Source organism: Paracoccus limosus (assembly GCF_009711185.1).
Classification (GTDB): Bacteria; Pseudomonadota; Alphaproteobacteria; order Rhodobacterales; family Rhodobacteraceae; genus Paracoccus; species Paracoccus limosus.
The window spans coordinates 1-17,960 of sequence record NZ_WMIF01000045.1 but is presented as its reverse complement, the minus strand read 5'-3'; the positions used below and the strand labels follow the sequence as shown (position 1 = coordinate 17,960).

General features: G+C 59.7%; 7 protein-coding genes and 2 pseudogenes. 8 read left to right on the top strand and 1 reads right to left on the bottom strand.

What is annotated here, in order from left to right; genetic code table 11:
- The 8 genes and pseudogenes from GL279_RS18265 to GL279_RS18230 form a co-directional block, all read left to right on the top strand.
- Window positions 1–516 (top strand): annotated as a pseudogene (locus GL279_RS18265) (hypothetical protein); the annotation flags it as partial.
- Window positions 513–2,312: a phage major capsid protein gene (locus GL279_RS18260; RefSeq protein ID WP_343039856.1), complete on the top strand. Its 1,800-nt coding sequence runs from the start codon at window positions 513–515 to the stop codon at window positions 2,310–2,312. The pseudogene GL279_RS18265 and the gene GL279_RS18260, both read left to right, overlap by 4 nt.
- Window positions 2,313–2,316: 4 nt before the next feature.
- Complete coding sequence (locus GL279_RS18255) at window positions 2,317–2,532, top strand: phage head-tail joining protein (protein WP_155066049.1); 216 nt, start codon at window positions 2,317–2,319, stop codon at window positions 2,530–2,532.
- Window positions 2,533–2,535: 3 nt separating this feature from the next.
- A complete protein-coding gene (locus GL279_RS18250; protein WP_155066048.1) occupies window positions 2,536–2,865 on the top strand; it encodes a DUF2190 family protein in 330 nt (109 codons plus the stop codon).
- A gap of 1 nt (window position 2,866) precedes the next feature.
- Window positions 2,867–3,112: a helix-turn-helix transcriptional regulator gene (locus GL279_RS18245; protein WP_155066047.1), complete on the top strand. Its 246-nt coding sequence runs from the start codon at window positions 2,867–2,869 to the stop codon at window positions 3,110–3,112.
- Window position 3,113: 1 nt separating this feature from the next.
- A complete protein-coding gene (locus tag GL279_RS18240; RefSeq protein WP_170294023.1) occupies window positions 3,114–4,178 on the top strand; it encodes a tyrosine-type recombinase/integrase in 1,065 nt (354 codons plus the stop codon).
- A 1,380-nt stretch (window positions 4,179–5,558) separates the two neighbouring features.
- The gene (locus tag GL279_RS18235; protein ID WP_155066045.1) at window positions 5,559–7,265 is read left to right on the top strand and encodes a hypothetical protein; all 1,707 of its coding nucleotides are present in this window, start codon (window positions 5,559–5,561) and stop codon (window positions 7,263–7,265) included.
- Window positions 7,253–17,122 carry a hypothetical protein gene (locus GL279_RS18230; RefSeq protein WP_155066044.1) on the top strand — a complete coding sequence of 3,290 codons (9,870 nt, stop codon included), beginning with the start codon at window positions 7,253–7,255 and terminating at the stop codon, window positions 17,120–17,122. The genes GL279_RS18235 and GL279_RS18230 overlap by 13 nt, the downstream gene beginning before the upstream one ends.
- A 228-nt stretch (window positions 17,123–17,350) precedes the next feature.
- Here the strand turns inward: GL279_RS18230 and GL279_RS18225 are convergent.
- Window positions 17,351–17,755, bottom strand: a pseudogene (locus tag GL279_RS18225) (DUF2793 domain-containing protein); the annotation flags it as partial.
- Between the last annotated feature and the right edge of the window lie 205 nt (window positions 17,756–17,960).

The window sequence follows — 17,960 nt, the reverse complement described above, 5'->3', positions numbered from 1 at the left end:
GAGAAGCCGTCCAAATGGCCGCCCATTTTGCCGTCTCGTTCCAAGCCAACACCTCCGACGTTCATGCGCACGGAGATTGGCCCGTTCAGATCACCAGCGGCAGGAGGGGATCAGCGTCGCGCTTACAATTATTCCAGCTTGCGGGCCGCGCTGGTCAGCTTCCGGCAGCGCATTGAGCGTTACCAATATCAGACGCTGGTGCCTCAATTCCTCGATCCGGTATGGCGCCGGGTTATGACTATGGCCGCGCTGGATCTGGGAATCGAGATCACCGACGATCTGTTCTCGGTTGAATGGATCGCGCCCGCGCAGCCTTGGGTGGATCCCGCGAAAGATGCAGATGCGACGATTGCCCAGATGAACGCCGGGCTGATGTCGCGGCGCCAGGCAGTCGCGTCGCTGGGCTATTCCGTCGAACAACTCGACGCTGAGATTGCAGCCGATCGGAAGCGGGAAGGCGCGCTTGGCCTGTCCTTTGGCAAAAAGCCGCAAGAACAAAAGGATTGCATATCGTGAACGTAAGGTTAACCGGGAATCCGGCCAAGGCAACGCGCATCCGCCCTGTCGAGAAGATCAGGGGCCCTGATCGCACGGCAGGCGACATCCTGACCCGCACCATGCCGCGGGCTGGCGAAGTCGATGAGGCCGCGCGGACCTTCGCCGCCATTGTCGCAACCGCGACGCCGGTGCAGCGTAGGGACGCAAAGGGACCGTTCCTTGAAATATTGGACGCGGCAGGGCTGGAAAACGATCCCGAAGACGACACGCCGCTGCTGACAGATCACCGCGCCAGTGCGCGCGAAACAGTGGGCAGGGCAACGGGCTTCACGATCGATGGCCCGAGCGTATCGGCGACCCTGCGGCTGGCCTTCGCCGATGACGTTGAGCCGATCTTCCAGCGCGTCAAAGACGGCACGCTCCGCCATGTTTCAGCCGGTTATCGTGTCACCGAATGGCGCGAAGGGCGCGACGCATCCGGCCGGCGCACCAAGACTGCCGCTCACTGGCGCATCCTTGAAATCTCACTTGTTCCCATCCCCGCCGATCGAAACGCAATTATTCAAAGGAGTGCATCGCAGATGCCATTTGATTCCGTGGAAGACCGCGACTCGTTCGTGGAAAAAATCAGCAGCCTTGTGGGCTTGTCGGAAGAATGGGCCGATAACCTGCCCGAAGATGCCGATCAAGACGCGATCCGGGCCAGCTTGCGCGCCGCTCTGACCAAGCGCAGCGCGCCCAAGATCCGCGTGACCCGTTCGCACGATGATCCGGCCCAGATCCAGACCCGCGCCGCCGATGCGCTGGCCTATCGCATGGGTGCGCTGCCCGATCTGCCCGAGGCATCCCGCGAATTTGCCAGCATGGGGCTGATGGATCATGCCCGCGATGCCCTGCAACGGGCAGGCGTCAGCACGCGCGGCATGGGTGCCGACGAAATCATCCAGCGCAGCCTGACAACCTCGGACTTCCCGCTGACCGTTGCGAACGCCGCGAACAAGACCGCGGCCGAAAGCTACCGCATCGCGGAGTCGCCGCTCAAGGTGCTGTTCCGCAAACGCAGCCTGTCCGACTTCAAGACCGCGACCAGCGTGCGGCTGGGCGGTCTCGGGATGCTCGAGGAACTGACCGAGTCCGGTGAGATCAAGGCCACGTCGCGCGGCGAACAGGGCGAGACCCTGCAACTGCGCACCTTCGCCCGCCGCCTCGATCTGACCCGCCGCCTGATCATCAATGACGATTTGGGGCTATTTGGTGATGTCACGCGTGCATTGGGCGAAGCCGCGGCGGCAACCGAGTCCGCGCTGATGTTCGACACCCTGACCGGCGCGGGCACGCTGTCGGATGGTCAGCCGCTGTTCCACGCCAGCCGCGAGAATATCGCCGAATATGCCGCCGTCGATCTGGTCGGGGGCCTGAGCAACGCCCGCAAGGTGCTGCGGGGCCAGCGCAACCTGGACGGTGTGACTCCGATCATGGCGACGCCGCGCTATGTCATCGCCGGGCCGGATATGGAAACCGACCTCGAAAAAGCCTTGGGCGTCATCACGCCGCCCGATGTGGACAGCTTCAATCCGTTCGCATCAAAGCTGCAACTGCTGATCGATCCGCGCATCGAAGGCACCAGCTTCTATGTCGCAGCCGATCCGGCACAATGCGCGGTGTTCAACTTGGCGCACCTGGCAGCCGCACCCGGCCCGCAGATCCAGCGGCTGGAGAACTGGGACACGCTGGGTGTCAGCTTCCGCTGCTTCATGGATGTGGGCGCAGGGTTCGCTGGCTGGCGCGGTATCGTGAAGCTGGAAAGGGCCTAAGCCGTTGGCAGACGCGACGACCCTTCACCAATGGCGGGACCGGCTTCAGTCGGCCCGCTTCACAGGCGAGCGCGCGGTGCAAGACGCCAACGGCGCCCGCGTCGAATACAAGAGCGACTCCGAGATGGCCCGCGCGCTGGCTGCAATCGACTCCGAGCTTGCCCGACTTCACCAACGGCGGTTGTCGATCATCCGCCTTCAGACCAGCAAAGGACTCTAATCCATGGCCAAGAATTTCATTCAACCCGGCAACGTGCTGACGATTCCCGCGCCTGCTGCCGTTTTGTCAGGCGGTGTTGTCGTCGCAGGCGACATCAAGGGCATTGCCCAAGGCGACGCGGCGACCGGCGCACCCGTCGATGTCGCGACCGCGGGCGTTTGGAGCCTGCCGAAAATCGCAGCAAATGCGTTTGCACTTGGCGCCAAGGTCTACTGGGCAGCCGGGACCGGCCTTGCCACCTCGACCGCATCCGGCAACACGCTGCTGGGCGTAGCGGTGGAAGCCGCGCCCGCTGACTCAGCATCCGTCAAGGTTCGGCTGTCGGGCTTCTGAAATGACCAGCGCCGCCCGCCCTTTGTCACCGATTGCCGCGCCGTTCAAGCGCGGGCTGTCGCGTGTCGAAGCGGCGGGCTACGTTGGTGTCAGCCCGACGACCTTTGATAAGCAGGTGCTTGCAGGGGAAATGCCCGGCCCTAAGCGCGTGGGAACCAGAAAGATCTGGGACGTACGCGCTTTGGACTTGGCGTTTGATGCTTTGCCGGGGGAAGATTCCGCCCCCGAAACCAACGATTGGGATTAGCATGAAACAGCTAAGGAAACCGCCCAAATACTGCCAAGGATTTGAAGACCGACACGGCAAGGTGCGCTGGTATTATCGCCGCCCCGGCTTCCCGCGTGTCGCACTTCCCGGCTTGCCTTGGTCGCCCGACTTCATGGCCGCTTATGACAAGGCGGATACAGGCGAACGGCTCGAAATCGGCAAGGCCCGTTCCGCGCCCGGCACGATTGGCGCGCTTGTCGCCAGTTATTACCGGACCAGCGACTTCAGCGGATTGGGAGATTCAACCAAGACAACATATCGCGGCATCATCGAACGCTTCCGGGCGGAACATGGTCACAAGCGGGTTGCCCATATGGAAAAGCGCCACGTTCAAGGCATCATCAGCGAAAAGGCTGCAACCCCCGCAGCCGCGAACAACCTGCTACGCATGATGCACCTGCTGATGCGCCATGCCGTAGATCTGGGCTGGCGCGGTGATGATCCAACGCAGGGGGTGCGCAAGGCCAAGCGGAAAGCAGGCGGCTTTTTAACGTGGGAAGAAGATCACATTTCCCAGTTTGTTGCCTGCCACAAGCCGACCAGCCGCGCGCATCTGGCCTTGATGCTGCTGCTTTACACGGGCCAGCGCCGCAGCGACGTTGTGCGGATGGGGCGGCAGCATGTCCGCAACGATGTCCTGTCAGTTGTCCAGCAAAAGACGGGGCAGGATGTGCATATTCCGTTGCATCCCGACCTGAAAGCGCTGCTGGATGCCCTACCTTTGGGAATGACGTTCCTTGTCACCGCACAGGGAAAGCCATTCACGCCCGCAGGATTTACGAACTGGTTTCGTGACATGGTGCGCGAAGCCAAGCTACACGATGGGCTTTCGCCTCATGGGCTGCGTAAAGCGACATGCCGCAGGCTTGCTGAAGCTGGATGCACGCCGCACCAAATCATGGCTATTTCCGGCCATAGATCGCTGGCCGAAGTGACCCGATACACAGTCGCGGCTGGTCGCAAACAACTCGCATCGCAGGCCATGCTTGCGCTGGGAAGAACGATTGACGAAACTGCAACTGTCAAACCCGCTGAAGCGGTTTGACGAAATGCCCTGTAAGCGGCTGAATATCAAGGCATAATTTAGGCAAGTGGCGGAGGGGATGGGCCTGGCGTCGAACCTTCTCCAATGTAAGCTGACGCATGCGCTGCAAAAAGTTTTTGGATAATACTTGATACCCGTGCAGGATGTGCGGGTTAGCTGTACTTCCAGAACGCTTGAAGTGGAGGACATATGCCAGAGTCCAGTTCCTCACCTGCTAGAGACGACATGGAGAATATCGCTCCTCCACCTCCCCCTCCGCGTGCACCAGGGGAACCGAGGCAGGCAAGCCCACGTGATCTAGCGCTTCTCCGAGAGACTCTGACAAATGTTAAGAGCATCGCCGGCGCCGCTTCGCTCTATCGAGGCGCTTGCGAAGGTGCTGACAGTTACGAGAACAACTGCGCACATTTTCTGTCCGACGCATTCTTGAGGGCTGGTTATAGCAATCTTAAGGCTCCTGCGGATTGCATCAGTGCAAGATGTGAAACGGGAGCCAAGAGACCAATCCGAGCACGAGATATGTGGTGCTGGTTTAAGCAGATGGCCACTAAGACCAAATCGACGCTACCTGCCGCAGAGGGTATGTGGGCTGTATTTCAGCTTGATGAAGCCACATATTGGGGTGGTCACGTATTAGTATTCGATAGTGACAAGAATCTCTATTTTGGGACGGGTCACTACCCCAACTGGTCACAGTATTGCTATCAGTGGTAGGATGGTCTCGAATGTATTGATTTACCTTCTCAACTGGGATTTGAAATGAGGCTCTTTCCATCCTTGCCAATACGATTTGTGTTATCCGCGAGTGTATGGATAGCACTTTCCACTTCCGCTTCCTTGGCACTCTGTCCCGTGACTGCTACCCTAGACCGCGATGCGCAGAACGTAGGGAACTTGTCCGGAACTGCAGCAACTGTTCCTCCCGTGGACGCTTTAGTCATGTCCATCGCAGAGCTGAACGGAACTTTGGGTGCTAGCAACGAACCGATACTCACATTCGATTTTGCCAGCAACGATTTAGATGCAGACCGAAAGGCATGCCTTAGGGCGCTTGGCCGCCTCGCCGTCCGTGCTGACAGACTCGGGTCAATCGAACTCTTGATCATCGGACACGCAGACTCTGTAGACACCGATGCAGCGAACAATTCTCGGTCCTTTCTGAGGGCGCGAGCGGCCCGAACGTATCTACGAAACACGGTGCCGGATTTCGCGGTCCGGGTACCAGTCGATATTGCAGGGCGGGGAGAAGCCGAGCCTTGGGCCTGCGGCCCACCAGACGGTGTTGAAGAAGCAAACGAGGCAGAGGCGTGCGCACCTCGCCTCCAGATGTTGCGACTTTCTCAGGCCGACGGCGAAGCGCGGGTACGAAATGACCGGCGCTTGGAAGTGCGCCTCGCCTCGCCTGTCTTTGCCGGTCCTCGCTATGATGTCTTGAGTGCCGCACTGGCAGGTCAGGGAAATGCCCCTGCACCGGATTCGGTAGAATTGCAGAGCCATCTCTCGGTGTTTCGTCATTACCCGGCGGGTGCAACACCTCTCCATCCAGTAGTCGTGCCAATTCCGGCTCCGACCAGAGACGCCGTTGCTGCTTGCAGCGTGGCAGAAGCGGACGCCGACGGTGGTCGTCTTTGGCTCGATACGGGTTGGCAGAGGATCCGGCTTGAGTCTCCAAACGCAGCTCCTGTAGCGTGGGATTCAGAACCCGGGTTTGTTGTATCCGAGATGAACTCTGCAGCCTTGGGCAATCGTTTATTGGTGCGAATTCGCGCGCGTCCCGACGTCAGATCCGCGTCCGGATTGGTTCGAGGGCAAATCGAAATGCTTCTGGCGACCACGATCATACAGAATGGGCAGGCGGGCCGTCAGGATGATGCCGTAGGGGTACCAGACCCTTGGCGAGTAAGAGTACGATTGCCTGCATTCTTGGACGCATTGATTGCCGACGAGCAAGAGGCTCTTCTTGAAGACGCTCAGCGACTTCTCTTGCGAACTTGTCTCGGACTTGATCCTGACAACATAGGAACCCAGCACGATCGCGAGCCTCTTGTAGTTGGCCTAGTGCAATCGGCCTTGCAGATGCTGCCGCGAGATGGGGCGGGTCTGCTCGCATCGGCCCATGATTACCATGCACCGACCGGCATGTTCGCACTCCGTCCTGGCATGCATCTGCGGCTACTGACTGGGCGGGACCAATTCCCGGAAGAACCTGGCTCAGCTGATGGACGGCAGGACTTTTCGGACCTAACCTCGGAGATCGTTCTTCCACTTTTTTCCGCCCCCACGAGGCCCTTTGTTGGGGCATCACAAGATGCATTGCCTGCGCTCAGCGGTCCTTTTGGCCAAAACGCCGTGACGCTTGATCCCGGCCTCGCCATGCGTTGGTGGGATGACCATGAATTGGCCAACCTATCACAGCGAGCCAGAGATGGGACCTTCGGAATTGGAGATCCGGCAGCACTTGAACTGTTGCTCTCGGGCCGGCTGGCTTACGTCATTCCGCCCAGTGGGCTGCCAACTGATCCTGTTTACACCCGCAACATTCCAAGGCGTTTCGACGACTTCGACGACATGGCGAGGCCTCTTCCCGCTCGGGACACGTTGATCGTGGCTGCGCGCACCCACGACGATATCTCTGCATTCCTTGCACAAGACCGAGGGGGCAGATTGTTCGGGGCGCTCGAATACGATTACGTGGATGATGATGGCAACGACATCGTTGTGCGTTCGGCCTGTGCCTGGGGTTCGCAAGACGATCCGAACGGAGGGCCTAATGCTAGGGTGCTCTGTGGGCTCTTTACGCAGCCGATTCGGGCGTCGCTTCTGATCGACGTGGAGGTCAATGGCGACCCTCGCCGCGTACCCTTGGGAACCAGCGTTGGCTCTTTATTGCCACCGGAGGTAATGGCACCCTGCTTTGTTCTAGCGACGGGTGAAGCGGACCAGCGCTTCGCGCCGGGAAACCGTTTGGCCGCAAGGATTACGTTGCCAACCTACGGAGATGGTGCGCGTGCGGTCTACAGTTCCGATGATTGCAGGCTTATGGCGCTTCCCTTGACGCATGGAGCGAGATTTTCATGGACGAATTGATCCTACAGCGTATTGCCAAGGGGCTTTATGCGACCGCATCAGTTAACGACGAAACCGGGCTTGTCTTCATGCCGGAGAGCGATCCTGGCCTTACGTCGCTGACGCTCGAAGGCAACGTTACCGAGGCCGGACGTTGGCTGGTCTGGTCACATGGACCGCTGGCCCCGGCACTGACCCAAGTGGCTCCGCTCTTGAAGACCCGCGACCGCCGGATCCTCTTCAGCCGGGGACCTTATGGCGGCGGCGTAATTATGACGGGCGCCGCAATTGGAACGATTCCCGGAAACAGCTTCCTCAAGACCCTCCGTCCCGATTTCCCCTCCCTTACTGGTAAACTTATCAAGAATCTGCCCGCGATTGCTATTAGTCAATCGGTCTTGGTTTGCGACAGCAATGGGCTCACTTTGCAGCCAACCGGACAGAAGCACCAGTTTGTAGGCGCCGGCGTAAGTACGGAAATACCAAACTTGCACTTGGCAGCCCGCGGACTCCGGGGGGGCTGTTTTGTCTTCGATCTTGGCTTGCGGTTTGAGAGGCTTGAGGAGTTTGGTATTCGCTCAGTGGTCACTGCAGAAGGTCCGCGACCTGTGGGTACAACGGTTAAGGCCCTGCGCGAGGTCAGACCGTTATTCCAAAAGAACAATCAGCCTGCGGGGACCCGACTAAATGTCACCGTAGCGTTTGACCCAATGGACGGTGAAAATTGGGAACGTATGCATTTCGTGCCGCATCCGAGCACAATGCTAAGATCTCGGTTTAAGGGGGTGCATGGCCACGATGTGCTCCTGACCGTGCCAGCAGCCGGAACAGTACCTGAACCGCCGCGCTTTCGACTCGTGCTAAACCGCGATGAGCAGGATCTTGCGGGAATTGTCAGAAGCTTTGAAGCATCGCTAATGCCGGAGGGGCCGTTTGACCTTACGTTGGCGATGCCGGAACAAGTCATGGCGGTTGCAACTAACGACACCGGTCTTGCAGTCGGGGACACACCGCATGAGTACTTGCGCACAAGCCCGATGCAAAATGGCAAACCAAGGCGTCTGACCTTCCGGCTTGGCGGCGGACACGTGAAACCGGATGACGACAGCGGACCGGGCGACGGCGTACTGATTGGTGCAGACCGGCCATTTGAGGATGTAACACTTTGGGCCAAGCTAGAGTTCGCGCCCTCAGTGCCGACAGCGGAATTCATCTCCGAAGCGAGAGCGCTGAGACAACTTGAACGTGATCAAACAAACACTGCAGGTGTGCGACCGCGCAGACCGGATCCGCGGCCCTTGCCAGGAGCCGAGTTGGGCGGTGATCTGGGCTATGTTCCAATACTGCCCCCGCCGAATGGCAAACTGTATGCCGGGGATGTGCCGATCCCGGCGCTGCTATCTAGCGCCCGGCGGCGTGCAGCCATGCCCACGGCGCCGGCCAAGCCCAAAACACCGGAGAGTTTGAACCGATCGCTGCCGCAGATTCTATCCAAACCGCGTGTGACAACCGCGGGCTATGAAGTCTACGAAGACACAGAAGGCAATATTCGTGAGATCGTCTTCGCCCGCGGTGCCTGGGACAAAACGATCGAAGGCCGGCTCTCTGTGGCGGGGAAACCGGATGAGGTCGATCCCAACAAGCCCGGTTTGGTCCCCGGCGACATCACGGCGGCGATCCTGCGCAACCAGCTTTTCATGGCGCTCGATCGCGAGGCGGTTCTGGGCCAGCAAGAACCCGAGTTCCAGATCAAGGGGCAGATTGCGATCTCGGGCTGGGGATTTGAGATCAAGTTCCTCTCCGAGGCAGGCACGGCGGCCGAGGTTGCCAAAGCCGCGTCCAAGCATGCGCTTGTGCTGTTTAAGGGCTATGAGGGGCTTTCAATCCGGCAGTTGGTCGAGACCATCAACCTAAAGCTTTGGTCGGGTAAGCGCTACATCACAGATGCAGAGGACGCGGCAGAACGCGTCCGGAACCTACACGATAAGATAACCAAAATCCAAGAGTTCAAGGGGGATCCACGCTACGACGCACTGCGCGCCGCGCTCGATGATCCGGATTGGAATGGCGTGCTGGTACTCGACATGTCAATCAACCCATCGAACCTGCCGGCCCAGATCAAGGGCCTAATGGGGGGGATCGACAAGGACGAGTTTCGCGCAGATCATGTAGGTTTTCCCGTCCAGCGCGTTCGCGATAGTGGTAGCAATCCAAAGGCGAAGCCCTTTGCGGCCGTGACCTATGAAAGCAAACCGCTCGAGCCTGACCAATCCAAGCAATATGAATTCAACGTCAAGAAACTCGCTGCGGGCTTTGCTGCGGGAAAGCTGCAGGATTTCGACTGTGAGTTAGAATTACGGGTCGGTCAGCTTTTTGGAGATGACGGGCTGACGCTCACCAAGAATGGCACGACTGTCGAGACCAATGTCGTCACGCTCGAAGGCAGCTATGAGCGCCGCACTGAGAACGGGTCCAGTGTCGAGGTCTACAAGTTCCTGAGCAAGGATCATCTCGAAATCAGGATGCAGGACGACTTCCCGCTTATCAAGACGCTTAGGATCGACCAGATCGGCTATTCAGCCAAGGTTATTCCACCCAAGGTGAATGGTCCGTCTGTTGAAAGGGTCGAGGGCAAGTTCCTCATCGATGGAGATATGGACTTCAAACCGTTGAATCTCGGCCTAGGAGATAAATTCGATTTCTTTGATATCGAGAAGGTGAAGTTTGGCGATCTCGCGATCGACATGAATTTTATCATTGACGCTCTTGGAAGTATCAGCCCGCCAAAGCTCTCTTTCAGCCCCGGCGCGCTCCGATTTGACTTCATGAGCGGAGAAAAGAAACCCGGCGGAGGCGGTTTTTTCGGATCCTTCTCACTGAAATGGAAGGGCTTCGGGCTGCTGTCCTCAGGGCTCAAGCTGGGTGATATAGATTTCGTCTCGATCGCTCTAAAGAACGATTTTAGTATCGAGACTGAATTTTTCCTTACATTTGAACTCGACATGGGAAGCTTCGGATCGCTGGGCTCTTTGCTCAAAGACTTCAAGATGGAGCTTGCCCTCGCCTTTGGCTTCAACAAGGGCAAATTTGCACTTGAGCTAGGGATGGCCTTCCCATCATCGCCGGCGGGCAGCCTCGATATCAGCTTTCAGGGCGTTCTCGAGCTTAAAGCGAAAAAATATGAGCTGGTGCAACTCATCTATAAAAAAGCCACCGGAGAGGAGGGCAAAGCCTGGGGTTTCCGCGGGGTCGAGGTTGAGCTCAGGGTTTTCAACGTGGAACTGCCGCCCGCGGGTGCTAAAACCGGGGTCTATATCTTCTCTGATCCGGGCAACATCGATGCCGGGGTGGGCTGGCTGCTCTCGACTGTGGTACCAAAGAAGGGCGGATCAATCGACCTGCGGCATTTGACGCTGGGCCAACGCATTGATCCGCTGCCCGGGATCGATACAAGCGGCCAACGGATTTCCACCCAGCTTGTGCTTGAACAGCTGGCCCAAGGGGCTACAGGCATGCCCGTTGGCAAAGAGGTGGGCGATAACACTGCGGAAGAGATTGAGATCCCGGATGTCAGATACGCGCCGCAGCGGGATTGGACAGTGGGGTTCGACGTCAAGCTCTTTGACTATCTCGGCTTGGGGCTCGCCATTCGCGATCCCGATCTTGCGGGCCTTCGCGTCGAGGCTGCCGATCTCTTCGACATCGATGTGCTCTATCGCAAGCTGGCCGACGATCTAGGCGTGTATTCGGCGGAGGTCTCGCTGGCCGAGGAATTGCGGCATTGGCAGTTTGGCGCGGCGGGCATCACGATCCCAGTGATTGCCTTCGACATCTACACCAACGGCGATTGGGGCGTGGATCTCGGTTATCCATACAACAAGGATTTCACCCGAGCCTTTCATATAAACATTTTTCCTTTTACCGGGGCCGGCGGTTTCACCTTTCGCCGGGTATCAGGACCGGGGGCGAAACTGTTGCCGAGTGAGGGGCAACTCAAAGACGGGACCTTCGCCCGCTACGATCCGATCACTGAGGTTCAGATGGGGGCCCGCGTTGGGCTCGGTCTGGCCGTCGGCGGTGGAATCTTCCGTGCCGGTCTCTCACTCACTGTCTACATGTATCTCAGCGGGGCGTATGGCCGACTGCGTATCCCGAGCGGGAAAGCACCGGTCGCGTCGCCCTCATACATCCTTGTCGAGGGCATTGTCGGCATTATGGGCGAGCTCTATGGCTATGTCGATTTCGGCATAGTTCGGGCCGGTGTGAATATCACACTTTGGGTCGAAGCTGGGGTGCTCTTTGAGACCGATAAAGCGCTGCGCCTGCACTACGAGGTGGGCGTAAGGGTTCGGGTCAGCGTGGTAATTGCGCGGGTCTGTGTTTGGGGCAGCTGTTTCGAGATCTCCGTCAGCTTCTCGTTCAGCACCCAGGTACGAATCGAGCAGACCGTTGGCCGCGAAAATCGTAGGCCCTACCGTTACGGTTCGCCCTCACTGGAGGCCTTACACTCGCAGAGGCTTAAGACGAGCCTGCGGTCCACTGGCCCCGACTGGACGCAGATGCCCGTCCCGGCGGACTGGGGGGCCACAGGCCCCAAGGTGCCGCTTAGCTGCATATTGCAGCCCGATATCACGCTGGCCTTTGCCGCCTCTGACGGCGCACCTGATCCGCAAGCGGTGATGCTGCTGGCCACTCAGTTGACCGATGAGGCACGCGATACGCGTTCTGCCGGCCCGATCTCGGCGGCCGAGGAACTGGTCCGCGGTCTCACTGCTTGGGCAATCCAAGCCAATGCTTCCGACCTGACTGCGCTCAACGCCCCATTGCTGCGCGCTATCTCTGCCCGCGTCTCTGGTGATGATAGCGCGCAGGAACTCAACCCGCACGCGCGACGGCCCACCGCGACCGAAGTATACGATTTCCTCACCAAGGCGTTTGAAGCCACGGCGCTCGATCTGCCCGACCGCGGCACCCAATCCGTGTCAACCGGGGCGCGAGGAGCGTTGATCCCGCTGCCGTCCGCGCTGCAGATCAAACGTAATGTCGATGCGCCCTATTCGCTTGACGATTTCGACTTCGTGACCGCGGATTATCTGGCTCGGGTTAATTCTCTGACCGAAGACCAACTGCTGACCGTTGTAGGCGACGGCGCACCAGGCGCGCCAAGCCAGAGTGTCGCCGATGTTCTGACGCAGGAATGGGCCGCTCTGGTCATGCGCGGCGCGCTTGGCAAGCTGGCAGATTATCTTGACACGCTGGAGCCAAGTAGTGCCGACCTCGACGCAAAGCGGACTTTGGCGCAGCTCATGACGTGGCTTGGCACGGCCCATGATTCCGAAACAGCAAAGAGCATAGAGCTGCGTAGCCCTGCGGCCGAGGTTGCTATGCTGGCCGGACGCAGTCTGATTGCCGGGCCGCGAATTCCGCTGCCTGAGACCGGCAACACCCCCGACTGGCTGGAGAACGCGCCCCAGGGGGCAGAGGCTGACTGGTTCCATCCGCTGTTCCGACTCGGCGGAATGCAGTTTCCCATCGACCCCGCCCACGGGCCGGTAATCCCGGCGGGGCAATATAGCTGGCTCTCTGTGCCGCAGGAGATCAATTTCGAAGCCGCCGAGCTTAGCACGTTGGTGGCGCTCAAGGCTGCGGCGGAGACGCTGGAGCAAGATGCAGATGCCAAGAAGGTCAATCTCTTCAACACGCACCTTACCCGTGCCCCGCTCTTCGACAGCCGCCCGCGCCATCTGCGCTTTGGAGCGTTGCGGATGGCGGACACAATTGACAGTCGGCCTCTCTGGTCACTCGATGAGCTGCTGAGCGAAGGCAAAATGGCCTTCAAGCAGGTTGAGCGTTTGCGCCGCTCGGATACCAAAGACAATGCGCCGCTCAGTTATTTGGACCTGACACCGGGTGAGCTTTCAGCTCTAGTGCCGGCCATGGTGCTCGACCTATCGGTCAATGCCAACACCCCGGAGCAAACGAACCCGGCCACCGAGACATCAGAGCCCGAGATCACGGCTCTGATGATCCAAGCCATGGAAGAAACCGCGCGGGCGCTGCTCGACGTGGCCCTTGATCCCGACCGCCTGGATCGGCCCGAGATCGGTGCTGTGAAGCTCTATCTGGTGGATAAGGACGGCACAGCGGGGAACGAGGTAGGGGCCACACCCGATGGGCGACCCGTTATCATCAAGACCAATCCTTCCCGCGAAGTCGCCCCTGCCAAAGCGGCTAGGGGCTTCCGGGCCGCGGACCGCAGCGTCGTGTCGGCCACTGATGGAACCGCCTTCCTTGAGCTCATCCGCCAGGCTGTCATCGTCAATACCGGTGGCTTCACGCTGCTGGTGCCCAAAGAAGACCTGCCAGAGAAGCCCAACCAAGGGGGCGGCGACCCGCTCAATAGCGGGCTGCGGTTGCGTATCGTGGTAGAACTCGGCACGCCGGGCCAGCCGTCCGGGCTCGCGAGCGCCAATGATCCCCGGCTGGAGTTTGCCAACCGGCTAATCGGCGCGCCAGCCTCTTGGCCGGAGCAGACGGTGCTGGCCGCCGATATGGGGTTCGAGCTCTATCCACTGCATCAACCGGGTGTTCTGCCGGTGAATGTGACCCGTGATCCAGCCTCCGACCAGATGAAGGAGGAGGTTGAACTTCTTGCGCAGCGGTTCTCGACGGCGAGCTTCGAGTTGTCGTTTGAAGGCAATGTGATCCTGGCGCGGGACCGCTCAGTGGCAGTGCAGCCCGATCACGAGGAAAAACAGGAAGGCGCTCCGCGAGAAGCCGCGGATGCCCCACTAAGTTACCGGGCTTCCATAGCGGTGGGGCAGCTGACTGGGCATACCGCTTCACCGGCCGTGGCCCGCACCGAATCGATTGCTGGCGTCGCCCGCCAAGTGGCGCTCTACGATCTTGTGGGAAAAACGGTCGAGATCGCGGTTCATTGGCGCGACGTCTACGGCAATCTCTGGGGTAACAAGGCGGCAGCGTCGGGTGGCCTTCCCATGCACTATTGCGACCGGATGATCGGCATTGTGGGGCTGCCGTTCCTGCGCATCGTGCAAACGCCCGCGACGGTGAATGGAGGATTCGGCCTTCACGTCGACCTTAGCTTTGATCTAAAGGCGGTCGAGGCCGCCATGGGCGATGGGATGGACCCTGGACATCTGAGGCTTGCCGCCGACACTCTGCAGCGGGCGGCAGCGCAGCTGCGCGATACGAGGGTGACACTGGAGCTGGGCCTAGGGTCCCAAACGGAGACACCCTCGACCGCCCTTGACGCCACGCGCAAAGAAGAGATCGTCGGCTTTCTCGATGCCATGGCCACTGAAGTGACGAAAGCTGCTGGGGGGTCAGCCCCGAGTACGCTGACCTCGCTTTCGCTGGCGGTCAAGGTGGCACTGCCCGATCTGGCCACGCCGGTGGAATATACCGTGGCGCTGCGGGTCAAACGGCCCGCCCCGCAGGACGAGCCTGGGCTCTATCCGCTCGACGATGTGCGCGAGGCGCTGCCGAGGCTGATCTCTGACAACGAGGTCTATGCGGCGTTGGAGCCTTTTGTGACCACCGTCCAAGACGTCCCCATAGCCACCGATGCCACGCCAAACAAACCGGCGGTAGCGAAGCCGGGTACAACCACCGGCCCAAGAACCCCGCTCAGTGCCTATCTCGATGCGCTTGAAAATGCCGTAGCTACTTCCCATCGCGTGGCCACAGGCCGCTCAGGCCGCCCGCTGGGCGGGGCCGCCGCGATCTGGTTGATCCCCAAAGGCATGCTCGACAAGATCACCGACGGCGCGCTGTCCGCGCGCATGGGGAGAGCATTTGCCTTCCGTCCGCTGCACAACAGCCTTATGAGCGTGGATTTCGGTGGCGACACCGGTGCCGCGGCGATTTCCCAGCCTCCGAGTATGCCTGAGCGCACCGTTCGGGTTTGGGATGCGGATGTCGATCTCGAGACGCGCCGCGTGATCGATTACCTCGAACGTCTGAATGATCCCAAGTTGATTGCAGCCAGTATCGCCGCTGACAAGGGCGTAGCGCCCAAACTCGATGGCTTTGTCGCCGCCTGTCAAGAGCTGAGGCGCGCTTTCGCGGCCCGTCTAGTAGATGCGCAACTCGCGCCTGTTCTAGCAAACCAAGATGTAGCCGAATTGACCAAGCAGATGCGTGACCGTGTGAGCGATCGTTTATCTCGGGACCTGACCCGCTATGACACGACCGGCGGCTTTCTGCTCTTCCCCGAAAGCGGCGTGGCAGACGCGGACGAAGGGGGCGAGGTCTATGCTGAACTGATCCTGCCAGAGGCGACGCCAGTCGGAACTGTGATCGACGCCACACCGCCAACATTGGCGATCCAACCTTTCTCGATCCAGATCGGGGCGACGACGCTGGCGGCGGACAACCGACGTAGTGACGTGTTGCTCTCTTTCCCGGTCCAGACCGAGAGTATTCAGGCCGCGCCGCCCGCAGGGCTGCGGATCACCCATCTGCAGAGTTCCAAGCGCGCGAGTGCGGGCAGCAACGGCGCGGGATACCGTCCAACCTCCTGGCTGAAATTGCACGACCAGGTGGCGCAGGATCCGTCACAAACATCGCGGCTGGCCGGCTGGACAAAAATTGCTCTATCCGACGCTGCGAATGCAATAATCCCGATTCGCCGGGTGCCCAAGGCCCCAGTGCTTGTGGGCGAGCGCTTCCTGCCAGAGGTCTCTCAGGCCCAACCGCCGGTGAAGCTAAAAGCTGTCCGGCAGTGGACGTCGCTGCACCGGCTCGACATTGGTCCGATGCTTGCCCAAGACCGGCTCACCAGCCGGGTAATCTATTCCTCTGGCGAATCAGGAGATGCTGCGCGGAAAAAGCTCCAGCGCGTTGCAGATGAGCCCTTGGCGATACGCATGCTGCGCTTTGGTGAGGAAATCCGGCTGATACCAGTGGAGGACGTCTACCTTGCGCCCAACCGAGGCGAAATCCAAGCTTGGCTTATTGAGCGCTTCGAGGTGCTAGTGAGGCCACCCGCCGCGCGTGCGGAACAGCTTCGGGAGGCAGTGCCGATGCTTGATACGGTCACAGTCATCGAACGCAAGCCAGAGGGCACAGGCGAACTCATCGTGACCCTCGAACGCCTCGATCAAGTCGCGCCAAAGGCGCGGTGGTTCATAGAAGATGGCGGTGAAGGCAAAGAGCTTGCAGTGCCGGCTGCAGGCAGTGGTGCAGTTACGCACCCACCGTGCTCTGTACCTGACACCCAGCGACGCGGCTTGAGGTTTGAGCACCTCGATGCGCTGGTGGAGGGCGATGCTGTCTCTGAGCACTGGATTGACCGCAACCGTAAAGCGGGCAATTTCGAGCTGCGTTCTGATTTCGTCTACACCACCGCCATAGTTGGTTCTGGCGAACCGGTCACACCGGTGCTCGATCACAAGATGCCAGTGCAGCTCGGCGACCGAATTAAGGTTGATGGCAATGGCGACGTCGATGGCGGGGCATTGAAACAACAGATGCGGTGCATCGTCCGCGACCTGCTGGGCGGGGCCGAACGGCTGCTGAAAACCGACATCGTCATTGAGTATGAAAGCGATGTGTTCATGGGCACTGCAGATGAGTGGCGCGAACCCGGCGGTCCGATGATCTTTGCGATTACGGGATATCAAGAAGACATCGACAATAATCTGAACAACCTCGCGGACCAAATCACCGAGAACCTAATGTCTTGGGCGCTGCGCGGGCCGGTCCGCGATGGCCAAAACTACCCATTGGGTCGTCTGCTCTTCGATATCCGTATCTATAATGCGACGCCGGATGGTGAGGACTTTGATGACACGCGGGTGCTTTGGCTGCGGCGAGGCGAGTTGCATTTTTCCGGCGAACTTAATGATCAGTAGTCGAACGCAGGGAGCCGGCGTCATGATCAGCGGTGGACATGTTCCCTCAGGACTGCGTGCTCAACTTCATGCGCTGATCGAGACAAAAGTGATCCGGAAGATTTAGGTGATCTCTGAGGCAGCACTCCTTAGGCCACAAATATGACAAGGGTTACGTGTGTGCCGCTTGTGCTGATGGTCATGAACGCATTCGACGAATGAACATCGCGATTGGGTCCCCTCTCACCCTCAAAAATCTGTCTCCAGGTAGACCCCGGCGCAGTCGTAGGCGACGGCGGCTGCTGTCGCGCCCGTGTTCAGGAACAGCCGCGGCGAAAGGAACTGCGTGGCGGCGGGCAGGTCGGCGCTGATCTCCTGCTCGAACACCGCACCCGAGAACTCGTCGACGACTCGCACCCAGACGGATGACCCATTCGGCGGCGCGGCGATGAACAGGGTCAGCACCCCGCCTGTGGCGATACCGAAACTCGTCCCCATGTCCGTAAGGATGGGCGCGCCGGTCCCGTCGTTCGCGACCAACTGCCAACGGGTGTGCGTCCCACGCTGGAAGCCGATGCCGATACAGTTGATGGCTGCGGCCAGCGTCAGCGTGGTGGCCAGCGCGGCGGTCGATCCGTAAAGCCCGAAGAACCCCCGGAGGGGATGGGTCTGACGTCGAACCTTCTCCACCGTCTAAGTCATTGTTTTATATGACGCGGATGATGGTTTGAATGTAAGCGCGACGCTGATCCCCTCCTGCCGCTGGTGATCTGAACGGGCCAATCTCCGTGCGCATGAACGTCGGAGGTGTTGGCTTGGAACGAGACGGCAAAATGGGCGGCCATTTGGACGGCTTCTC